Annotated in this window: 15 protein-coding genes and 2 pseudogenes; 12 read left to right on the forward strand and 5 right to left on the reverse strand. The window is 71.7% G+C overall.

Translation table 11 applies throughout. The features are described from left to right. The first annotated feature begins 61 nt into the window (after window positions 1–61). Window positions 62–1057, forward strand: coding sequence for a DUF3048 domain-containing protein (locus AB0I77_RS38670; protein ID WP_363287484.1), 996 nt, complete (start codon window positions 62–64; stop codon window positions 1055–1057). Window positions 1058–1076: 19 nt separating this feature from the next. Here AB0I77_RS38670 and AB0I77_RS38675 read toward each other — a convergent pair whose 3' ends face one another. Further along, window positions 1077–1541, reverse strand: a complete 465-nt coding sequence (locus AB0I77_RS38675; RefSeq protein ID WP_363287485.1) for a MarR family transcriptional regulator — start codon at window positions 1539–1541, stop codon at window positions 1077–1079. A gap of 241 nt (window positions 1542–1782) precedes the next feature. On the opposite strand from AB0I77_RS38675, the pseudogene AB0I77_RS38680 reads away from it, so the two are divergent. The 7 genes and pseudogenes from AB0I77_RS38680 to AB0I77_RS38710 form a co-directional block, all read left to right on the forward strand. Continuing rightward, window positions 1783–1890: pseudogene (locus AB0I77_RS38680) on the forward strand (succinyl-CoA--3-ketoacid-CoA transferase); the annotation flags it as partial. 90 nt (window positions 1891–1980) lie between these two features. Further along, a pseudogene (locus AB0I77_RS38685) lies at window positions 1981–2274 on the forward strand (hypothetical protein); the annotation flags it as partial. Between the two features lie 47 nt (window positions 2275–2321). Then, window positions 2322–3095: a protocatechuate 3,4-dioxygenase subunit beta gene (gene pcaH, locus AB0I77_RS38690; protein WP_363287486.1), complete on the forward strand. Its 774-nt coding sequence runs from the start codon at window positions 2322–2324 to the stop codon at window positions 3093–3095. Between the two features lie 6 nt (window positions 3096–3101). Next, window positions 3102–3707, forward strand: a complete 606-nt coding sequence (pcaG, locus tag AB0I77_RS38695) for a protocatechuate 3,4-dioxygenase subunit alpha (protein ID WP_363287487.1) — start codon at window positions 3102–3104, stop codon at window positions 3705–3707. Beyond that, window positions 3704–5035 (forward strand): 3-carboxy-cis,cis-muconate cycloisomerase, encoded by a 1332-nt coding sequence (gene pcaB / locus AB0I77_RS38700; RefSeq protein ID WP_363287488.1) that lies wholly within the window; start codon window positions 3704–3706, stop codon window positions 5033–5035. The genes pcaG and pcaB overlap by 4 nt, the downstream gene beginning before the upstream one ends. After that, on the forward strand, window positions 5032–6168 hold the full coding sequence (pcaD, locus tag AB0I77_RS38705; protein ID WP_363287489.1) for a 3-oxoadipate enol-lactonase: 1137 nt from the start codon (window positions 5032–5034) through the stop codon (window positions 6166–6168). Before pcaB ends, pcaD begins: the two co-directional genes overlap by 4 nt. Window positions 6169–6232: 64 nt before the next feature. After that, on the forward strand, window positions 6233–7024 hold the full coding sequence (locus AB0I77_RS38710) for an SDR family NAD(P)-dependent oxidoreductase (RefSeq protein WP_363287490.1): 792 nt from the start codon (window positions 6233–6235) through the stop codon (window positions 7022–7024). Window positions 7025–7055: 31 nt separating this feature from the next. On the opposite strand, the gene AB0I77_RS38715 is transcribed toward AB0I77_RS38710, so the two are convergent. Continuing rightward, window positions 7056–9740 (reverse strand): AAA family ATPase, encoded by a 2685-nt coding sequence (locus tag AB0I77_RS38715; protein ID WP_363287491.1) that lies wholly within the window; start codon window positions 9738–9740, stop codon window positions 7056–7058. Window positions 9741–9971: 231 nt separating this feature from the next. On the opposite strand from AB0I77_RS38715, the gene AB0I77_RS38720 reads away from it, so the two are divergent. Continuing rightward, on the forward strand, window positions 9972–10991 hold the full coding sequence (locus tag AB0I77_RS38720) for a DUF2510 domain-containing protein (protein ID WP_363287492.1): 1020 nt from the start codon (window positions 9972–9974) through the stop codon (window positions 10989–10991). Window positions 10992–11141: 150 nt separating this feature from the next. On the opposite strand, the gene AB0I77_RS38725 is transcribed toward AB0I77_RS38720, so the two are convergent. Next, entirely contained in the window at window positions 11142–11756 is a 615-nt protein-coding gene (locus AB0I77_RS38725) for a TetR/AcrR family transcriptional regulator C-terminal ligand-binding domain-containing protein (RefSeq protein ID WP_363287493.1), read from the reverse strand. A gap of 217 nt (window positions 11757–11973) precedes the next feature. Between AB0I77_RS38725 and AB0I77_RS38730 the strand changes: the two genes are divergently transcribed. Together AB0I77_RS38730 and AB0I77_RS38735 are read left to right on the forward strand one after the other, a co-directional pair. Then, a complete protein-coding gene (locus AB0I77_RS38730; protein WP_363287494.1) occupies window positions 11974–12789 on the forward strand; it encodes a phosphatase PAP2 family protein in 816 nt (271 codons plus the stop codon). Further along, complete coding sequence (locus tag AB0I77_RS38735; protein WP_363287495.1) at window positions 12786–13826, forward strand: hypothetical protein; 1041 nt, start codon at window positions 12786–12788, stop codon at window positions 13824–13826. Before AB0I77_RS38730 ends, AB0I77_RS38735 begins: the two co-directional genes overlap by 4 nt. A 12-nt stretch (window positions 13827–13838) precedes the next feature. Here the strand turns inward: AB0I77_RS38735 and AB0I77_RS38740 are convergent, their stop codons facing one another. Together AB0I77_RS38740 and AB0I77_RS38745 are read right to left on the reverse strand one after the other, a co-directional pair. Further along, window positions 13839–14699 (reverse strand): phospholipid scramblase-related protein, encoded by an 861-nt coding sequence (locus tag AB0I77_RS38740; RefSeq protein ID WP_363287496.1) that lies wholly within the window; start codon window positions 14697–14699, stop codon window positions 13839–13841. Window positions 14700–14797: 98 nt separating this feature from the next. Further along, window positions 14798–16849, reverse strand: a complete 2052-nt coding sequence (locus AB0I77_RS38745; RefSeq protein ID WP_363287497.1) for a phosphocholine-specific phospholipase C — start codon at window positions 16847–16849, stop codon at window positions 14798–14800. 182 nt (window positions 16850–17031) lie between these two features. Between AB0I77_RS38745 and AB0I77_RS38750 the strand changes: the two genes are divergently transcribed. Continuing rightward, window positions 17032–18330, forward strand: a complete 1299-nt coding sequence (locus AB0I77_RS38750) for an MFS transporter (RefSeq protein ID WP_363287503.1) — start codon at window positions 17032–17034, stop codon at window positions 18328–18330. Window positions 18331–18453 lie beyond the last annotated feature (123 nt).

Genomic DNA, 18453 nt, shown 5'->3' on the forward strand with positions numbered 1-18453 from the left:
TGGCCATCAATGAACCGATAAGCGCACAATCGATGACACGAGACAGGCGGCCACGGTGGGCATGGAACAGAAGGCACACAAGCGGCGCACCGCTACGACGGCGACGCTGCTGGCCGCCGTGGTCACGGCCGCTCTGGCGGCGGGCTGCACGGGCGGGGGCGGCCCGGTCGACGACGGACGCGGTCAGCTGCGGACGCCCACCCCGAGCCAGAGCGACAGCGGCAGTCCCAGACCCAGCGCCGCCGCCCCCTCCGCGCTCGCCGTGAAGATCGACAACGTGCGCGCGGCCCGGCCCCAGACGGGCCTCGACTCCGCCGATGTCGTCTACGCCGAGCAGGTCGAGGGCGGGCTGAGCCGGCTGATGGCGGTGTACGCGACGAAGCTGCCCGAGGTCATCGGGCCGGTGCGCAGCGCGCGCGTGTCGGATCTGGAGTTGCTGCGTCAGTTCGACCGGCCGGTGTTCGCCTTCTCCGGGGCCCAGGGCAAGCTGATTCCGCTGATCAACAAGGAACCGCTGGACGTGCAGACGCCCGGCAAGGTCTCCGGCGCCTTCTTCCGGGGCAGCGGCAAGTCCGCGCCGCACAACCTCTACCTGCGCCCGAACCGGCTGCTGCCCTCCGCACCGGGCGCCGACGCGCTGACGACCGGCTTCCGCTACGGCGCCCCGCCCGCGGGCGGGGAGCGGGAGACCTCGCGGACCGTGCGCTACCCGGCGGCCCGCTTCACCTTCAGCTGGTCCGCCGACCAGGGCCGCTGGCTGGTGGCGATGGACGGGACGCCGACCGTGACGACCGACGGGAAGCGGGTGGCTGCCGCGACGGTCGTCGTGCAGCACGTGAAGATCCGCGAGTCCGTTTTCCACGACTCCCTCGGCAACAACACGCCGTACACCGAGACGATCGGCTCGGGGAAGGCGGAGGTGCTGCGCGGCGGTCGGGCCTACGACGTGAACTGGAAGCGCGAGAAGGCCACGGACGGCACGGAGTTCACGACGGCGGACGGCACGCCGGTGAACTTCGCCAAGGGGCAGGTGTGGGTGGTGTTCACCAAGGCGTGAGGGGCGCGCCCTCGGGCCGTCAGGACGGCGCGGCGAGGCGTTCCGCGGGGTTGCGGAGCCCCTCCGCCGCGTCCGAGACGCGCCGGATCAGGTCGAAGAACACGGTCTGCTCCTCGGCGGAGAGCGGGGCCAGGAAGATCTGGTTCATCCGGGCCGTGCGCACGGTCAGCTTGCGGTGGGTGCGCAGCCCCTCGTCGGTGAGGCGCAGCAGGAAGCGGCGACCGTCCTGCGGATCGCGCACCTTGTCGAGCAGTCCGCGCCGGCCGAGCCGGCTGATCACCTCGGCGATGGTGGACCGGTCCAGCCCCACCCGCTCCCCCACCGTGCGCTGATCGAGACCGGGCTCGGCGACGAGCGCGTTCATGACCGCGAACTGCGGGGAGGTGATCTCCTCGGAGACCATCGTGTTCCACAGCAGGTAGTGCGCCTGCTGGAGCCGCCGGGCCAGGTGCCCGGGGTGGGTGGAGAGGTCCACCGCGGCCATGTGCGCTCCCGAGATCGTATTCGTTGGTGTACTGAACGATACTGGGGAGTGGTCGCGGCTGTCTTGGGGCCATCCACACGAACTGACCTTGCATTTCCGCTGGGCCTTGACGCCTCACTCCGCCGGTGGCAGCGTGTGGGACACCTCGCTGAAATACTCAGTGCCCTGATTAATTGGTTGCCGGATGCTCGAACTGGATGGGGCTTCACGGGATGGACAAGGTGGTCGCCATGGCCCTGGATACACCCCGGCCGGTGTGGGCACCCAGGTCACCGACGGCGGACTGCCCTGGCGCTACGACGGCTCCGTGGAGCACGGTATCCGCACCGACTTCGCGCTGGTCAGGGCCGATCCAGCAGGTGGTGGCGCTCACCCCCGAGCAGGCCGCCGGCCAAGTCGACCCCGACCTGATCAACGCGGGCACACCGACGTCGCCGTGCACAACATCAGCGGTGAGCAGCAGGACGAGTTCGCGCTGGGCAGCCACCGCAAGGCGGCGGGACGCCTCCCTCGCCGCCATGGCCAAGCTGAAACCCTCCGACGAGGAGGGCCTGAAGGCCACCGGCCGCGAGCACTCTCGGCTCCGCTCGAGCGAGGGGGACCCCCATGGCGCCTCCGGTGCCCGCCTCGCCGGTACGGTCGCCCACCAATCGCCCGCCAGGGCGGCGGAATCGGCGTCGCCACCCTCTGCATCGGCGTGGGCCAGGGCCTCGCCCTCGTTCTCGAACGCTAGGAAGCGTCAGAAAGCGCAAGAAGCGCTAAGAAGCGTTAGGAAACCTCATGACTCTCACCCAAGCGGACATCGACCAGGAGATCGCGGCCGAGCACGCCGCGTACGAGAAGCGTCTCGCCGACGGCGCCCCCGTCGAGCACCAGCCGCGTCGCGACTACGCCCCCTACCGTTCCTCGGTGCTGCGCCATCCGAAACAGCCGCCGGTCGCCATCGACGTCAGCAAGGACCCGGAGCTGGTGGAGTTGTCCTCCCCCGCCTTCGGGGAACGCGACATCACCGAGATCGACAACGACCTCACCCGGCAGCACCACGGCGAGCCCATCGGTGAGCGCATCACCGTCTCCGGCCGGCTCCTGGACCGGGACGGGCGTCCGATCCGCGGCCAGCTCGTCGAGATCTGGCAGGCCAACTCGGCCGGCCGCTACGCCCACCAGCGCGAGCAGCACGACGCCCCGCTGGACCCCCACTTCACCGGCGTCGGCCGCACCCTCACCGACGCCGACGGCCGCTACCTCTTCACCACGATCCAGCCGGGCCCCTACCCGTGGCGCCAGCACGTCAACGCCTGGCGGCCGGCGCACATCCACTTCTCGCTCTTCGGCACGGCGTTCACCGAGCGGCTCGTGACGCAGATGTACTTCCCGAACGACCCTCTGTTCCCCTACGACCCGATCATCCAGTCGGTGACGGACGACCCGGCCCGGCAGCGGCTGGTGGCGACATACGACCACAGCCTGTCGGTCCCGGAGTTCTCGATGGGCTACCACTGGGACATCGTGCTCGACGGGCCGAACGCCACCTGGATCGAAGAAGGACGCTGACCTGCCATGACGAAGATCGACACGAGCCGTCCGGAGACCGTGCTCCCCACCCCGTCCCACACGGTCGGCCCCTTCTACGGCCACGCCCTGCCGTTCCCCGGCGGTGGCGACATCGCCCCGGCCGGCCACCCGGACACGATCACGTTCCAGGGCTACGTGTACGACGGCGAGGGCAATCCGCTGCCGGACGCGCTGGTGGAGCTGTGGGGTCCGGATCCGGACGGCAACCTGCCGCAGGTCGACGGCTCGATGCGGCGCGACCCCGCGAGCGGCGGCTTCCTCGGCCGCAACGGCGTGGAGTTCACCGGCTGGGGGCGCATCCAGACCGACGCCAACGGCCACTGGTACGCGCGGACGCTGCGGCCCGGCGCGCGTGGGCACAGCGCCCCGTACATCAGTGTGTGCGTCTTCGCGCGCGGGCTGCTGGTGCACCTGTACACCCGGATCTATCTGCCGGGTGACGAGGCCGCGCTCGCCGCGGACCCGCTGCTGTCGGCGCTGGACGAGAACCGACGCGGCACGCTGATCGCGGCGGACAGGGGCGACGGGACGTACCGTTTCGACATCCGCCTTCAGGGCGAAGGCGAGACGGTCTTCCTGGAGTTCCAGTGACATCTGCTCATGCGGACACCGGCCTGCTCGCCCCCGGGTGGGCAGGCTCCCCCGCCGCGTCCGCGACGAGCGACAGCGCCGTTCTGCGGGCGCTGCTCGACGCGGAGGCCGCGCTGACCCGCGCCCAGGCCGCGCTGGGGCTCGCCCCGGCCGAGGCCGCGACGGCGGTGACCGAGGCGGCCGACGCCGGCCGCTTCGACGTGCGGTCGCTGGCGGAGCGGGCCCGGGGCGGCGGAAATCCGGTGATCCCGCTGGTGGCCGACCTGACGAAGGCGGTGGGCGAGGCGTACGGCCCGTACGTCCATCGGGGCGCGACCAGTCAGGACATCATGGACACGGCGATGATGCTGGTCGCCGAGCGCACCCTGGGCCCGGTCCTCGACGACCTCGGCCGCACCGAGCGGGCGCTGGCCCGGCTCGCCGCCGAGCACCGGGACACCGCGATGCCCGGGCGGACGCTGACCCAGCACGCCGTACCGACGACGTTCGGGCTGAAGGCGGCCGGGTGGCGGTCGCTGGTACTGGACGCGCGCGACCGGGTGACGGCCGTACGGGACTCCCTGCCCGCCCAACTCGGGGGCGCGGCCGGGACATTGGCGGCCTTCACCGGGTACGGCGCGCGGGACGCCCAGGCTCTCATGGCGGCCTACGCGCGTGAACTCGGCCTCGCGGCACCCCTGTTGCCCTGGCACACCCTCCGCACACCGGTCGCCGACCTCGCCGGCTGCCTGGCCTTCGCGGCGGGGGCGCTGGGCAAGGTCGCCGCGGACGTGCTCACCCTGTCCCGCACCGAGATCGCCGAGCTGGCCGAGGGCAGCGGGGGCGGCTCGTCGGCCATGCCGCACAAGGCGAACCCCGTGCGCTCCACCCTGATCGCGGCCGCGGCCCGGCGCGCGCCGCAGCTCGCGGCCACCTTGTACGGCTCGCTGGCGGCGGAGGACGAGCGGCCGGCCGGGGCCTGGCACGCCGAGTGGGAGCCGCTGCGGGACCTGCTCCGGCTGGTCGGCGGCGCCGCCCGCGACGCCGCCGAACTGACCGAGGGGCTGCGGGTCCACGCGGACGCCATGCGCCAACACCTCGATCTCACCCACGGGTTGATCGTCTCCGAGCGGCTGTCCGCCGAGTTGGCACCGGTGCTCGGCCGTGCCCGCGCCAAGGAACTGCTCACCGGCCTTGCCCGGCGTACGTACACCGAGGGGCGTAGCCTGCGCGAACTCCTCGCCGAAGAGCCCGAGTTGAAGGGCCTCGACCTCGACGGGCTCACCGACCCCACCCATTACACCGGCTCCGCCGGAGCCCTCACCGACCGTGCCCTGGAGCGACGTTGACCGAGAAACTCCTCAACCACCGTGCCGAAGGGCCAGCTTCCGCTCCCCCGCTGCTGCTCGGGCCCTCGCTGGGCACGTCGTACGCCCTGTGGGACAAGGTCGCGCCGGAGCTGTCCGTCACCCACCGGGTGGTCCGCTGGGACCTGCCCGGTCACGGAGGCTCAGCGGCCGATCTGATCGCTTCCGGCGCCACGGTCGGCGATCTCGCCCATCTGGTGCTGGCGCTCGCCGACTCCCTCGGCATCGAGCGGTTCGCGTACGCCGGGGTGTCGCTGGGCGGCGCGGTCGGCCTACAGCTGGCCGTGGACCACCCGGAGCGCGTGTCGTCGCTGGCGGTGATCTGCTCCTCGGCCCACTTCAACGGCTCGACGCCGTGGCAGGAGCGGGCCGCGCGCGTGCGGCGCGACGGCTTGGACTGGCTCGCGGAAAGTGCCGACACCCGCTGGTTCACGGCCGGTTTCACCGTGCCGGAACTCGTCCAGGACCTCCGGGACGCCGCCCCGGAGGCGTACGCCGCCTGCTGCGACGCGCTGGCCGCCTTCGATCTGCGGGACCGGCTCGCGGACATCTCCGCGCGCACCCTGCTGGTCGCCGGTCGGGAGGACCCGGCGACCCCGCCGGCCCATCTGCGGGAGATCGCGGACGCGGTGCCGGGTGCCGCGCTGGTCGAGCTTCCGGGGGCCTCGCATCTGGCGCCCGCACAGTGCCCCGAGGCCGTCCTGACCGCACTGCGGGCGCACCTGGGCGGCACGGCCCGGCGCGGCATGGAGGTGCGCCGCGAGGTGCTCGGGGACGCGCACGTGGACCGGGCACAGGCCCGGCAGACCCCCTTCACCGCGCGGTTCCAGGACTTCATCTCGCGCTACGCCTGGGGCGAGATCTGGACCGACCCGACGCTCACCCGCCGCGAGCGCAGCATGATCACCCTGACCGCGCTGGTCGCGCACGGCCACTACGACGAGCTGGCCATGCATGTGCGGGCGGCCCGGAGCAACGGCCTCACACCGGAGGAGATCGGCGCGGTGCTCCTTCAGACGGCCGTGTACTGCGGGGTTCCGGCGGCGAACTCGGCGTTCGCGACGGCCCAGCGGGTGCTGGCCGAGGAGGAGGAGCGGGACGGCAGCGCAGGGTGACCCTGGCAGTAGTAGCTTCAAGAGCACCTCGCTGAAGCCCGCCCCGCGTGCCTACGGTGGAGGCATGTCCACGATTCTGATCACTGGTGCCACCTCCGGTCTCGGCCGGTACGTCGCCTTCGAACTGGTCCGCTCCGGTCACCTCGTCCTCGCCCACGGCCGCGAAGCCGGCCGCACCGAGCGGCTCGTAGAGGAGCTCCGTGCCGAGGGCGCGGCCGAGGGGTTCGTCGCCGACCTGGCCTCGCTGGCGCGGGTGCGCGAGCTGGGCGCCGAGGTCGCCGAGGCCCACCCCGAGATCGACGTACTGATCAACAACGCGGGCGTGGGCGGTGGTCCGCGCGGCTCGGGGCGTGAGCTCAGCGCCGACGGCCACGAACTGCGGCTGGCGGTCAACTACTTGGCGCCGGTCGCGCTCACCCGCGCCCTGCTGCCCGCACTGCGCGCCAACCCGCCCGCGCGGATCGTCAACGTCGGCTCGGTCGGCCAGGAGCCCCTCGACGTCGACGATCCCGAGCTCACCCGGGACTACAGCGGCGTCTCGGCGTACTGCCGCAGCAAGTTCGCGCTCGCCGCCCACACGTTCGCCCTCGCCGAGGAGCTGGCGGGCAGCGGCGTCGCGGTGAACGTGCTGCACCCTGCCACCTACATGGACACGGCGATGGTCCGCGAGGGCGGCATCAGCCCCTGGAACACGGTCGCCGACGGCGCGCCGGGCGTGCTGGCGCTGGCCACCCAGGAGTTGGGCTCGGGCCGCTACTACGACGGCACACGTCCGGCACGGGCGCACGAGGCCGCGTACGACCCCGAGGTACAGAAACGGCTGGCCGCGGTCACCGATGAGCTGCTGACCGGCTGACCTACCGCAGATCACCTGCTGACCGGCTGACCTACCGCAGCCCGCCGCCCGACTCCAGCACCGCCCTGGCCTGCGCCGCCAGCCCGTCCGCCCCGCAGGACTTCGCCAGTGCCAGGCCCCGGTTGAGCTCGTCCACCGAGCGGGCGAGGATGCCGTGCTCGACGCGGGCCGCCGCGTGTTCGTACTGGCAGGGCGAGGCCTCCAGGTAGGTGACCGCCTGGGCGGCCAGCCGGACCGCGCGCTGCCCGGTCTCCAGCGCGGCGGCGCAGCGCAGGGCCTCGCCGATGGCCGTGTCGGTGCCGAAGCGCTCGGCGTGGCGGCGGACGTCGGTGGCGAGCTGGGCGGCGCGCACCGGGTCCTCCGTGGCGAGGGCGCGGGCCAGGTCGACGGCCCAGGGGACCAGCACCGGGTTGTGGTGGCCGCGCACGGCCGCGGCCTTCTCGGCGGCCTCCAGTTCGTTGACGCCGTCCTTGGCGCGGCCGACGGCGAGCAGGAGCCGGCCGCGCACGGAGCGCGGGTCGGGCAGCACGATGGTGGACGGGTAGGGCGGGGCGAAGCCGTACTGTTCGGCGATCGCCCAGGCCTCGTCGACATGGCCGCGGGCGAGCAGCGTGTCGACGAGGTTGCAGGTCGCCGACCAGTACAGGGGCAGGCCGCGGCCGACGCGCTCGGCGATGTTCAGCGACTCGCGCAGGGACGTCTCCGCGTCCCGGAGCCGGCCGCGCCTGCGGTGTCCGAGACCGACGTAGGCGTGGGCCAGGGCGAGGTGGCCGTCGCTCCAGTTGGCCGACTCGTAGGCGCGCAGGGCCTCCGTGTAGAGGCTTTCCGCGCGGTCGAGCCGGTCGGTGTAGGCGTACGCGGAGGCCAGCATCAAGGGGAGTTCGATTCCCCACTCGTTGTCGGTCCAGGCGAGTCCGGGGGCCAGCCGGCCGTTGACGAGGGCGCGGTCGCACAGCTCGGCGACCTCCTCGGCGTTCTCGCCGTGGGTCATGGCGTCGAAGCCGCGCAGGATGAGCAGGGCCCGCTCGGAGTTGTCCCGGCCGGTGCAGGTCCGGGCGAGTGCGGCGAGCCGCTCCGAGCGTCCCGGCGAGGTCGCCTCGCCCGCGTGGATGCCCTCCCACATGTACTGCACGGCCTGAAGCCGCATCCTGGCGGGGCCCGGCTCGTGCCGGGCGACCTCCGCCTCCACCGTGCGGACGGCCTCCTCCAGCTGGTCGTTGTGCAGGAGTGCCTGGGAGAGGCGGCAGACGGCGTCCACGCGTGTCTCGCCGTCGAGGCCCGGCATGGCGAGCGCGGTCTGGAGGTGGTCGATGGTCTTGGCGGGCGCGGTCAGGAGGGTGGCGCGGCCGAGTTCGTAGAGCACGCGCGCGTGGCTCTCGGGCCGCGGGGGTTCCAGCAGGGCGCGTTCCAGGCAGCGGCGGGCCGCGTCGGGGGCGCCGACGGCGAGATGCTCGGCGGCGGCCTCGCGCAGCTGGTCGACGAGTTCCTCGTCGTTGTCCGGGTGGACCTGGAGGAGGTGGCGGGAGGCGGCCGCGGCGCCGCGGCCGGAGTCGGTGACGACCTGGGCGGCGATGCCGTGCATCGCGGTGCACAGGCCGGGCGGAATGGAGTCGTAGACGGCGGTGGCGATCAGCGGGTTGACGAACTCCAGGTCGCCCAGCGCCGCCCGGGGACCCACCGGGCCGGGTGTGGTGAGGATGCGGGCGCCGCGCAGCTGTTCGGCGCAGCGCATCGCCTCCGCACGGCCCATGGTGGCGAGCTTGGCCACCAGGTCGACGGAGATGCCGGTGCCGAGGATCGCGGCCGCCCAGGCGAACCGGGTGGCGTCTATGCCGAGTTTCTCCAGGCGGGCGACGAGACCGACGCCGCGGGCCGAGCGGTTCAGGGCGCGCAGTTCGCCCGCCGCGTCCTCGCTGGGGTCCAGTGCGCTGTCCCGCACCTTGGCGAGGAGTTCGACGGCTTCGTAGGGGTTGCCTGCGGTGACGGCCCAGACCTCGCGGCAGAACGCGGCGTCGGCGTGTTCGCCCAGGGTGGCGCGGGTGAGGCCGGCGGTGGCCTCCGGGGTCAGGGCCTTCAGGGTGGTGACGGGGCTGCCCGCGGCGTCGGCGACCGTCTCGAGGAGCCGGGCGCTCTCGCCGGACGCCTCGCCGGGGCGGCGGGCCACCACGAGCAGCACGGACAGGTCGTCGAGGCGTGCGGTGAACGCGGCGAGCCAGCGCAGGGTCTCCTGGTCGGCCCAGTGGGCGTCGTCGATCAGCAGCACGAGCGGCCAGTCGCGCCGGGCCAGCCGGCGCACCGCGGCGACCAGGCCTTCGGTGACGCCCTGCGGGTCGGCCGGCCCCTCGCCGGGGTCCGTGATGCCGAGGGCGGGACCGGCGATGCCGTACCAGTCGCCGAGGTATTCGCGGGCCTCCTCCGGCATCAGCGACACCAGCGCGGGCTGGAGGAGTTGTCGTACGACATTGAAGGGGACGGACTTGAGGGTCTCGCCGCCGCGGGCCGACCACACCGTGCAGTTGCGCCGCTCGGCGATGCGGCGGGCCTCGGTCAGCAGGGCGGTCTTGCCGAAGCCCGCCTCGCCGCGGATCACCAGCAGCCTGCCCGAGGAGGAGTTGTCCGCGCCCAGGGTGTCGATCGCCCGGACGACGGCGTCGACTTCCTTCTCCCGCTCCCACAGGGAGGCCGAGGCGGCCTCCACGGGCCGTACCTCCGTCATCCCGCTACCTCCCCAAGTCGCCCCGAACGACGTACAGACCTTGAGCGTAGCCGTCCGGCCGCGGAAGCGAAGGCAGGTCCCAGTACCTGTTGCCTTGACGAGTGACGTCCGGTACAAGCAGGCGACGCGCCGCGCTCGTGACCAGCGGTCACCAACCTGACTGTCCGTCACGAGAACAACCGGGGCCCTCCTTCTCATCCCACTTTCACCGAGGACTCATACGGTGGACACATGACGCAGGAGACTCCCTCCGGGTGGTACCCCGACCCCGGGCAGACAAGTGACGCTCCCGCCACCGAACGCTGGTGGGACGGTAAGGCATGGACGGACCAGACCCGACCCGCGGGATCGGCCGCCGCGTGGGGTCCGCCGACGCAGGCGCCGGCCGCCGGGGCGTACCCGGCGCACCCCGGATATCCGGGGTATCCCGCCCAGCCGCCGGCCGGCCCGCGGCGCGGTCTGCGCACGGGCATAGCCGTGGCGGCGGCCGTCGTGGTCCTGGCCTGCATAGGCGTGGGCGTGTTCGCGCTGTCCGGCGACGACGGCGGGAGCGACAACACCGCCAACTCGCAGCCGACACCGGGCGGGCAGGGCGGTCAGGACGGTTCGACGGGCGGCCAGGGCGGCCAGGGCGGCCCCTTCGGCGGCAACGGCGGTTCGGGCGGCTCCGGGGGTTCGGGCGGCCAGTCGCCCTCGCCCGACCAGTCCGAGGCGCCGAAGATCGAGAGCGGCTCGGTGACCGACGCGGTCGACGGGATCAGCATCCCCATACCGGACGACTGGTACGGCCAGGAGATCTCGGTCGGCGCGCAGGTCTCCTCGAACGACTCCTACGACTGCCCCGGTGACACCTCGCAGAAGTGCACGAAGGGCGGCGCGTACTCGGCGCCGGCCCTGGCTCTCGGCACCAAGGGCAACACCGCCGAGGAGGTCGCGAAGGCGGACATCTCGGCCAACGCCGAGGAGTCCTACGGCGGCAAGACCTACGGCTCGATCACCTCGCACGACGTGCTGGCCTCCGAGGCGGTGACCGTGGCCGGGCAGAAGGGCTACCTGGTCCGCTGGAAGGCGGTCACCAGCAAGGGTGCCGACGGCTATGTCCAGTCGCTGGCCTTCCCCGCCCCCGCGAACTCCCAGCAGATCGTCGTCGTCCGCTTCGGCGTCGACGTCGGGGAGAAGCAGACCGTCATCGACGAGATCACCAAGGGCATCGAGGTGTCGACGGGAAGCGGCAACGGACAGAACGCCTGAAACGGAATGCCTGAATACGTCGGTCGGCCGGGTGAGGCGCCTCTCCGCTCAAGAGGAACCCCACCCGGCCGGGGTACGCGCCGCCCCCGTCCCCACGGTGCGGCGCGAGCAGGTCACCGTCCAGTCATCCCGTGGACGGCGGCCTGAGTCTCAGGTGATTCCCAGGGCCGGCAGCACCGCGGCCTCCACGAATCGGACCAGATAGTCCGGGTCGGCGTACTTTCCCTCCAGGACGGGCCGCGCCCGCAGGACGCCGAACATCTGGGCCGGGATGTACGCCAGCGCCGGATGGTCGGCGGCGACCTCACCACGCTCGACACCGCGTCGCAGGATCTCCTCCAGCGCGCAGACCTCCGGCTCGACGAGCGCCTCGCGCAGCGCCCGCGCGAGTTGTTCGTCCTGGGTGACGGCATGGCCGAGCGCATGGACCAGCTGGGTGTCCTTCGTCGACCAGGCTCCCGCCGCCCGCGCGGCCTGGCGCAGGTCCTCGGCGAGCGAGCCGGTGTCGATGCCGGTGAAGTGCACCCGACGGCTGGCCCGCAGGGCCGCCGCCACGAACTGGGGCTTGGTCTTCCACTGGCGGTAGAGCGTGGACTTGCTGCAGCGCGTGCTGGCGGCGACGCCGTCCATGCTGACGGAGTCGTAGCCGCATTCACGGATCTGCTCGAGTACGGCGTCGAAGAACTCCCGCTCACGCTCCGGCGTGATCTTGGAGCGGCGCGCGGCGGCGAGCGTTTCCGGTTCGTCTGCGGCCTGCGACGTCATCGGCTCTTCTCCTCGCTCGTCTCCGCGGCGGCCAAGCGGCCCGCATTCCGGATTCCAGTGTGGCGTATGTCTATCGATACTCCAGTGTACCGATACGCGACCGTATCGGTACACTGCCGTATCGGTACGAGATCGTATCGATGGGTTTCCGGGGTTCGACGGGTCACCACCTCGTCCAGCGCCGGCACACGTACAACGTCAGCGAAAGGGCCGGGGGATGAATGCCCGCACCGAGCCTGCAGCAGCCAAGCCGCGCTCACCAGCGCGGCCGCCGCTGGTCCGTGAGCTCCTGCTTGTCGCAGGGCTCTTCCTCGTCTACAAGTTCGGCCGGCAGCTGGCGACGGGCCATACCGGCGAGGCCTTCCGCGACGCGCACCGCGTGTGGGACCTGGAACGGACGCTCCATCTGCCCGGCGAGGGTTCGGTGCAGTCCCTGCTGCTGCACGGCGACACCTTCGCGCACCTCGCGAACACCTACTACGCGACGGTCCACTTCCCGGCCACCGCGGCCTTCCTGATCTGGCTCTACCTGCGCCGACCGGCGCACTATGTCTGGGCCCGCCGGGTGCTCGCCGCGGTCACCGCCGCCGCCCTGGTGCTGCACCTGGTGTTCCCGCTCGCCCCGCCGCGGATGCTCGCCGCGACCGGCCTGGTGGACACCGCGCGGATCTACGGGCCGTCCGTGTACGGCCCGCCGCAGACCGACCACCTCTCGAACCAGTTCGCGGCGATGCCCTCGCTGCACTTCGGCTGGGCGCTGATGGTCGCGATCGGCCTGATCGTCGCCACCCGGTCGCGCTGGCGCTGGCTGTGGCTGCTGCATCCGCTGCTGACGCTGCTGGTCATCGTGGGGACGGCGAACCACTACTGGCTCGACGCGATCGCGGCGGGCGCCCTGCTCGGCCTCGCGCTCGCGGTGATCCACCTGCCGCACCGGACGGTGACCACCGCCGGCCGCGCTCAGGAGAAGCTCATACCGGCCGCCGGCCCCGCCGAACCCGTCGAACCCGCTCTCGTGGGAGCGGGCCGATGAACGCCACCCTCCTCGCGGTCACCCTGTCCCTCTTCTCCGCCGTCGCCTACGCGGCCGCCGCCGTCGCCCAGGAACGGCTCGCCTCCCGCGACTCCGGCTCCGGGGTGCTGCGGCTGCTCGGCAGCGGCTCGTGGTGGGGGTCGGTGGCGCTGAACGCGTCCGCCGCGCTGCTGCACGTCGTGGCCCTCAAGTACGGCCCGCTCACCGTCGTCCAGCCGCTGGGCGCGCTCACGCTGGTCGCGGCGGTGCCGCTCGGGGCGCGGATCGCGGGGCGGAAGGTCAGCGCGGTCGAGTGGCGGGGCACCGCGTACACCCTGGCGGGGCTGGCCGCGATCCTCGTCACGGCGTCCGGCTCCGCGCCCGGCTCCGTGCTGAGCACGCCCGAGGCACTGGCGGTCGCCGGGGCGACGGCGGCGCTGATCGGCATGCTGGCCCGCCCGGGCTCCCGTCCGGGTCTCAGGCACGCGACCGCGTCCGGTTTCGCCTCCGGTGTCGCCTCGGCGCTCACCCAGACCGTGACGGTGGCCGCGACAGACCGGACCGGACCGCTGCTGAGCGTGCAGGTGGTCGGCGTGGCGCTGCTCGTCGCGACCTTCGCGGCGGGCGGGCTGCTGCTCTCCCAGACGGCCTACCGGGGCGGTCTGGGTGCCCCGCTCGCGGTGGTGACCCTGGCGAATCCGATGGCCGCCGCGGTGATCGGGCTCTCGCTGCTGGGCGAGCGGCTACAGGCCGGCGCTGCGGGCGTGCTCCTCGCGCTGGCGGGAGCGGGGCTCGCGTCCTGGGGCGTGGTGCTGCTGAGCCGGGCGACGCCACGCATCGGGCCGGCGACACCCGACCTCGGGCCGGTGACCCCCGATCTCGGCCTGGCGACACCCGACCTCGGCGTGCCAACCCCCGCCCTCGGCCTGGCGACACCTCGCCTCGCGGACGACGACCACCCCGTGGCCGCCGTACTGGCGCTGGAGCCGGGATCGGCCTCGCCCGAACCGGCGTTGATGCCCCGGCAGCCGGAACCGGGGCACCTCACACCGCTGTGACGACGACCGGGGTCAGCCGAGGCCGCGCGAGTCCTGCTTGAGCGCGGTGTCGACGGTCAGCGCCGTCGCCACCACGAGGCTCAGCAGCGGCTCGGGCAGCTGGTAGTGGATCTGCAGGACGTAGTTGTCCGCGGTCGTGAACATCGTCTTGGCGAGGCCTTCCCAGGTCTTGGTGATCCGGGCGACCTCGTTCTCGGCGTGGTCGACGATCGCGAAGTTCCAGGCCCGCCAGTTCTCCGCCTTGATCGCGCCGACCTGCTGGCCGTTCACGTTCATCGCGAAGTTGATCTTGCCGACCATGTTCTGCTGGACGATCTCGCCGACCGGCTGACCGTCCGGACGCGTCACGATCACGCGCGACTTGAGGAACTTCCGCGGCCGGGTGAGCAGCATCACCGGCTGCCCGTAGGCGTCGCGGATCTCCAGCTTGTGCGTCATGAACTGGTCGACGCTGGCGACGAAGCGCAGGACCTTCTTCAGCGCGCTCTGCCCGACCTGGACGACCGAGCCGAGCTGGTTGCCGTTCTGATCCATGACCTTGTACTCGTTGGTCACCTCGATCAGCTTGGCCTTCTGGTTCACCACCAGCACCGGCTCGGTGAACAGAGTGCCGCCGCCGGAGCCGCTCGCCGCGACTCCGGCCTGCTGCTGGACCTGCCGCTGCACGCGCGCGTCCGGCCCGGCCTGCTGCTGCTGCTGCTGCTGCGGCATCTGGACAGCCGCCTGCTGCACCGGCTGGGCCTGCGCCGCTCCCTGCTGCTGGTCCTGGTTGGTGTGCTGGGTCCACTGCACGCCGTCCCAATAACGGAGTGTCTGGGGCGCCCCGTGTGGATCGGGGTACCAGCCTGCAGGTGTGTTCGATTGGGTGGTCACCGGGGCACACTACCCCGGGACCATCGGTATCTGGCCAGCCCCCGCGTGCGGGCGTTCATCCGCCTTTTGCTCTCCCTTTCACTTCCTGACGAGAGCCTTCACTTCGCGACCAGGCCCGGATCGCTCACCCCTGGCCGCCCATTCTCGACATGTCCGGCGAACCGCCGCAGGAACGCGGGGTCGGCGTCGGACGTGACGGTCAGGTCGTACCAACGCCCGCTCACCGCGAGGCCGAAGGTGTGCCGGACGGTGGTGCCCGCACGGACGGTGAAGGTCCTGGTGCTGCCGCCGTAGCCGTCGGCGACCTTCAACCGCGCCGTGCCGGAGCCCTTGTTGATGAAGGTCAGCTCCACGTCGTCGCCGGTGTGGCGCGCGGTGACCTCGGGGCCGGCGGTCTTGTTCGGGCCCTTGAAGACGCGCAGGAAGCCGCCCGGACCGTGCACGGTCAGGTCGTACGAACCCTTCGAGTACGCCGAGTTCCAGGTGTCCGAAACCGTCTTGCCGGCCTCAGTGGTGTAGGTCCACGGGCCGTCGGCGCGGTTGCCGGAGGTCACCAGGAACGCGGCGCCGGCCTTGGCGCCGGAGGCGAAGGTGAGGGTGAACTTCCCCTGGGCAGTGTCCGCGGAACCGTCCGTGTACGGCACGTATTTGAGCGGACGGGACGGCCGCAGGCCGGGCTCCTGCTTGGGCAGGGCCGGGTGGGCGGGCGGGGTCGGCACGTAGTCGGGGTGACGCTCGCGGTCCGGCGGCTCGTAGCCGTCGGTGTCCGGCAGCGTGGCCGGCCTGGTGTCCTTGCGCGAGAAGTCGAACGCGGAGGTCAGGTCCCCGCAGACCGCGCGCCGCCAAGGCGAGATGTTCGGCTCGCGGACGCCGAAGCGGCTCTCCATGAACCGGATGATCGAGGTGTGGTCGAGCGTCTCGGAGCAGACGTAACCGCCCTTGCTCCAGGGCGAGACGACCAGCATCGGCACCCGCTGGCCCAGCCCGTAGGCACCGGCGACATGGTCGTGGTCGCCCTTGAAGAGGTCCGGGCCGACGTCGACCGTGGACTTGCCCTGGTCGGCGGAGGCCGGCGGGAACGGCGGGATCAGGTGGTCGAAGAAGCCGTCGTTCTCGTCGTACGTGACGAACAGGGCCGTCTTCGCCCACACCGCCGGGTCGGAGGTGAGCGCGTCGAGGACCTGCGCGATATACCAGGCGCCGTAGTTGGCGGGCCAGTTGGGGTGCTCGGTGAAGGCCTCGGGGGCGACGACCCAGGAGATCTTCGGCAGCTTGCCGGCCTTGACGTCGGCCTTGAGCTGGTCGAAGTAGCCCTCGCCCTTGGTGTAGTCGGTGCCGGTGCGGGCCTTGTCGTACAGCGGGTCGCCGGGCTTGGCGTTGCGGTACTGGTTGAAGTAGAGCAGCGAGTTGTCGCCGTAGTTGCCGCGGTAGGCGTCGTTGATCCAGCCCCAGCTGCCGTCCGCGTCGAGGCCGTCGCCGATGTCCTGGTAGATCTTCCAGGAGATCCCGGCCTTCTCCAGGCGCTCGGGGTAGGTCGTCCAGCCGTAGCCGACCTCGTCGTTGCCGAGGACCGGGCCGCCGCCCGTGCCGTCGTTGCCCGTGTAGCCGGACCACATGTAGTAGCGGTTCGGGTCGGTGGAGCCGATGAACGAGCAGTGGTAGGCGTCGCAGACGGTGAAGGAGTCGGCGAGCGCGTAGTGGAAGGGGATGTCCTCGCGGTTCAGGTACGCCATGGTCGTGGCGCCCTTCGACGGCACCCACTTGTCGTACTTCCCCGCGTCGACGGCGGCGTGGCCGTCGTTCCAGCCGTGCGGGAGGTCCTCGAGGAAGGCCATGCCCAGGTCGTCGGCGTCGGGATGGAACGGAAGGATGTCCTTCGTGCCGTCCGACTGGTGCCACACGGACTTCCCGTCGACCGGCGCCATCGGATGCGGATCGCCGAAGCCGCGGACCCCTCTCAGCGAGCCGAAGTAGTGGTCGAAGGAACGGTTCTCCTGCATCAGGACGACGATGTGCTCGACGTCCTCGATCGTCCCCGTGCGGGAGTGGGCGGGCAGCGCGGCGGCGCGCTGGATGCTGTTCGACAGCGCGGTGAACGCCGTGGTGGCGCCCGCGAGCTGGAAGAAGCGACGCCGGTTGACTTCAGGCATGAGCGAGGGACCTCTTCGCCTTGAGGGGTGAGACCGGCCGGATCGAGGGGGTGGGACCGGCCGGATCGTGACGGAATGCGCGCGATTGGAGTGTTCCAAGAGCACCAAACGTCAGGGAAGGGTCTGGTGGCGCTGATGTGAAAGTCGTGGGTACGTGAGGTGTGCCGGTGTCGGGCGTGGGGATGGTCGCGATCATGACAGAGACCCACACGTCACCGTCCACACCGACGAAACGGCCCGTACGACAGCTCCTCGCCGCCTCTGTGGGAAATGCCGTGGAGTGGTACGACTGGTACGCCTATACGTTTCTGGCCACCTATATCGCCGCCGAGGTCTTCCCGAAGAGCGCGGACAACTCGCTGGTACCGCTGCTGTCGACGTTCGCGGTCTTCGCGGTGGGCTTCTTCATGCGGCCCGTCGGCGGGCTGCTGATGGGCACGATCGCGGACCGGCGCGGTCGGCGCGCGGCGCTCACGGTCACCATCCTGCTGATGGGCGGCAGCAGTCTGCTGGTCGGCCTGACACCGACGTACGCGGCGGTGGGCGTCCTGGCTCCCGTGGTCCTCGTTCTCGCGCGGCTGCTCCAGGGGCTGTCCGTGGGCGGGGAGTTCGCGGCCTCGACGACCTTCCTGGTCGAGTCGGCGGGACCGGGCCGGCGCGGGCTGTTCTCCAGCTTCCAGTACGTGTCGACGACCGCCGGGCAGCTCCTCGCGTCCGGGATCGCCACCCTGCTCGTCGACACGCTGAGCGACGGGTCCATGAACGGCTGGGGCTGGCGGATTCCCTTCGTCCTCGGGGCCGTACTCAGCCTGGTCGGCTTCTGGATCCGGCAGGGCGCGCAGGAGACGCGGAGCAAGGAGCAGCAACAGGCCCCGCGCCCGGGCCTGTTCGAGGCACTGCGCCACCACCCGCGCGAGTCCCTCCTCATCTGCGGCATCACGGCCGGCGGCACGATCGCCTACTACACCTGGACGTCGTACCTGCCGACGTACGCCGAACTCAACGCGGGCGTCGACAAGTCGGACGCACTGCTCGCGGGCACGATCTCGCTCGCCTTCTTCGGTCTGCTCCAGCCGCTCGGCGGACTCCTCTCCGACCGGCTCGGCCGCCGCCCGCTGCTCCTCTTCTTCGGTCTGGGCTTCGCCCTGCTGAGCGTTCCGCTGCTGCACGCCCTGCGCGACTCGTTCGCGGTGCTGCTGTTCGTGCAGTGCGCGGGCATGGTGCTGCTGACCGGCTTCACCTCGATCAGCGCGGCCGTGAACGCCGAGGTCTTCCCGCCCCGGGTGCGGGCGGCCGGCATCGGCTTCCCCTACTCGCTGACGGTCGCGCTGTTCGGCGGGACGGCGCCGTACGTCGGCACGCTCTTCAAGGAGCTGGGCCACTCCGGACTCTTCCCCTGGTACGTGGCGGCCCTGTGCCTCCTGTCCTCGCTGGTGTACCTGCGGCTGCCGGAGACCGCGCATTCGGAGCTACGACGCTGAGCCTTCTCACATGTTGATCATGTGTCCTGCGAGGCCGTGCACGGCCTCCTTGACGGCCTCGCCCAGGGTCGGGTGGGCATGGACGTTGCGGGCGACCTCGTGGACGGTGAGGTCCCACTGCTG

Source organism: Streptomyces sp. NPDC050619 (genome assembly GCF_040654815.1).
GTDB lineage: Bacteria > Actinomycetota > Actinomycetes > Streptomycetales > Streptomycetaceae > Streptomyces.